The following is a 3,265-nucleotide window of genomic DNA, read 5'->3' as shown; positions in this document are numbered from 1 at the left end:
GTAAAAAGGTATGAAAACAAGAAGTGTAAAATGGGGAATAATGGCAATGGCGCTGTTATCAATGGCAATGCCTTTCACGGCAAAGGCTCAGGATAAAGTGGAAGCGTCGGCAGGCGTCGACCTCGTAAGCGGTTACGTGTGGCGTGGCCAGGATTTGGGAGGGGTAAGCCTCCAGCCGAGCGCATCCATCGCCTACAAAGGTTTCTCTCTGGGAGCTTGGGGCTCCGTAGGCATCGAGAGTTCGGACACGAAAGAGTTCGACCTCATACTGGGATATTCAACCGGAGGCTTCAGCGTATCGGTGACGGACTACTGGTACAATGTGACCGGAGATGGGGTGACAGCCAAATACTTCCAGTACGGTGCACACAATGCTGCCAACTCACATCTGTTCGAAGCGCAAATCGGCTATGATTTCGGCCCCGTAGCCATAAACTGGTATACCAACTTTGCAGGCGACGACGGTGTTGACAAAGACGGTGACCGTGCTTATTCATCCTACATCTCCGTGGCAGCCCCCTTCACACTGGGCGGACTGGACTGGGCGGCCGAGATAGGCGCTACCCCTTGGGCCACGGACTTCTATGGAGCCAACGGATTTGCCGTATGCGACGTCAGTCTGGGAGTATCAAAAGACATCAAAATCACCGATTCCTTCTCCCTCCCGTTGTTTGCCAAAGCAACCTGGAATCCAAGGTCTGAAAGTGCCTATTTCGTAGTCGGACTAAGTTTCTAAGATGAAAAACCTATGATTTACACACACCGAACGGTAAATCGTAAATTGTCTAATCGTAAATTATTTAAGGTATGAAAAAGATTGAAGCTATTATCCGAAAGACCAAGTTCGAGGACGTGAAGGACGCGCTGCTCGAAGCGGACATCGAATGGTTCTCCTATTATGATGTACGGGGCATCGGGAAATCCAGACAAGCCCGTATCTACCGTGGTGTCATGTACGACACCAGTTCCATCGAACGGATTCTTATCTCCATCGTGGTACGCGACAAGAATGCGGAAAAGACCGTACAAGCCATCATCAAATCTGCACAAACCGGTGAAATCGGCGACGGACGTATCTTCGTCATCCCCATTGAGGATGCCATACGCATACGTACTGCAGAGAGAGGCGACATCGCACTCTACAATGCCGAACAAGAAAGATAACGGGCAGCTACAAACCACAACTAAGAAAATACAATACAACTAAAAGCAACAAGAAATTATGGATAAACTTATTTTAAGTGAACTGACCAACGGACTGAACACTGTATGGATGTTGCTTGCAGCCATGCTGGTATTCTTCATGCAGCCGGGCTTTGCACTGGTCGAAGCCGGTTTTACAAGAGTAAAAAATACGGCCAATATCCTGATGAAGAACTTCGTTGACTTCATGTTTGGCAGTCTGCTCTACTGGTTCATCGGTTTCGGACTGATGTTCGGTGCAGGCGGATTCATAGGAATGCCCCATTTCTTCGACCTCTCGTTCTACGACGGAGGCGGGCTTCCCACGGAAGGTTTCCTGGTATTCCAGACTGTATTCTGCGCAACGGCTGCCACCATCGTGTCCGGCGCTATGGCAGAACGTACCAAATTCTCCATGTACCTGGTTTACACCATCTTCATCAGTGTGCTGATTTATCCCGTTTCCGGTCACTGGACTTGGGGCGGCGGCTGGCTGATGAACGGTGAGGCAGGTTCCTTCATGATGGAAACATTCGGAACAACTTTCCATGACTTCGCAGGTTCCACCATCGTCCACTCCGTAGGCGGCTGGATTGCCCTGGTAGGTGCGGCCATCCTCGGCCCGCGCATCGGAAAATACGGCAAAGACGGCAAGTCAAGAGCCATTCCGGGACATAACCTCACGATTGCGGCACTGGGTGTATTCATCCTTTGGTTCGGATGGTTCGGCTTCAACCCCGGTTCACAGTTGGCAGCAGCCACTACGAACGATGCAAGGGCCATCTCGCATGTATTCCTCACCACCAATCTGGCAGCCTGCGCAGGCGGTTTCTTTGCATTGGCGGTAAGCTGGATGAAATATGGCAAACCCTCCTTGTCTCTGACACTGAATGGCATTCTGGCCGGATTGGTAGGCATCACGGCCGGTTGTGACATGGTTTCTCCTTTCGGGGCGGTAATCATCGGCACCATCTGCGGCATCCTGATGATTTATTCGGTGGAATTCATCGACCGGACACTGAAAATTGACGACCCCGTAGGGGCCAGTTCCGTACACGGCGTCTGCGGTTTCACGGGAACCATCCTCACCGGACTGTTTTCCACCAGTGAGGGACTGTTTTACGGTGCAGGCTGGAGCTTTCTCGGAGCGCAGGTATTCGGTGCACTCGTAGTAGGCGCATGGGCAGCAGGCATGGGATTCATCATCTTCAAAGGACTCGACAAAATCCACGGCCTCCGCGTTTCCAAACGTGTGGAGGAAGAAGGACTCGACATTTACGAACACGGCGAGTCTGCCTACGGTGCATAATGATTTTATATTTTATTAAACCAACAATTACAACTCTAAGGTATTATGTCAAAATTGAGATTCAGAGTAGTAGAGACGGCGTTCAAGAAGAAACCCGTTGCAGTGGCAGTCCCGGCGGAACGTCCGTCAGAGTATTTTGCCAAGTATGTATTCAACAAGGAGAAGATGTTCCGCTATCTGCCGAGCAAGGTGTATGCCAAACTGACGGATGTGATTGACAACGGAGCTCCGCTGGACCGCAGCATAGCCGACGAGGTTGCCGCAGGTATGAAGAAATGGGCGGTTGAAATGGGGGCGACCCACTATACGCACTGGTTTCATCCGCTGACCGAAGGTACTGCCGAAAAGCACGATGCTTTTGTGGAACACGACGGCAAAGGCGGCGTGATGGAGGAATTCACCGGCAAACTGCTCGTGCAGCAGGAACCGGACGCTTCCAGTTTCCCGAACGGCGGTATCCGCAATACGTTCGAGGCACGTGGCTACTCGGCATGGGACCCCTCCTCCCCGGCATTCATCGTAGACGACACGCTCTGCATCCCGACTATTTTCATCGCCTATACCGGTGAGTCTCTGGACTACAAGGCACCGTTGCTGAAAGCCCTGCGTGCCGTAGACAAGGCTGCCGTCGACGTATGCCACTATTTCAATCCGGAAGTAAAGAAAGTGGTTGCCTATCTGGGCTGGGAGCAGGAATATTGTCTGGTTGACGAAGGGTTGTACGCCGCACGCCCCGACCTGCTGATGACCGGACGCACGCTGATGGGCCATGAC

General features: G+C 51.9%; 4 protein-coding genes. All 4 read left to right on the top strand.

The window, feature by feature from the left end; translation table 11 throughout:
* Nucleotides 1–10 precede the first annotated feature (10 nt).
* Nucleotides 11–736: a TorF family putative porin gene (locus ABUA47_RS23870; protein ID WP_349824423.1), complete on the top strand. Its 726-nt coding sequence runs from the start codon at nt 11–13 to the stop codon at nt 734–736.
* 71 nt (nt 737–807) lie between these two features.
* Nucleotides 808–1,164 carry a P-II family nitrogen regulator gene (locus ABUA47_RS23865; protein WP_005827548.1) on the top strand — a complete coding sequence of 119 codons (357 nt, stop codon included), beginning with the start codon at nt 808–810 and terminating at the stop codon, nt 1,162–1,164.
* 58 nt (nt 1,165–1,222) lie between these two features.
* Nucleotides 1,223–2,491 (top strand): ammonium transporter, encoded by a 1,269-nt coding sequence (locus ABUA47_RS23860; protein WP_035448679.1) that lies wholly within the window; start codon nt 1,223–1,225, stop codon nt 2,489–2,491.
* A gap of 45 nt (nt 2,492–2,536) precedes the next feature.
* Nucleotides 2,537–3,265, top strand: a 729-nt coding sequence (locus ABUA47_RS23855) for a glutamine synthetase III (protein WP_349832185.1), incomplete at its 3' end; no start/stop codon positions are given.

It is taken from the genome of Bacteroides sp. RTP31139st1_H2_RTP31139_211217 (assembly GCF_040227615.1).
In the GTDB taxonomy this organism is placed as follows: domain Bacteria; phylum Bacteroidota; class Bacteroidia; order Bacteroidales; family Bacteroidaceae; genus Bacteroides; species Bacteroides uniformis.
This window is presented reverse-complemented; position numbering and strand designations above follow the sequence as displayed.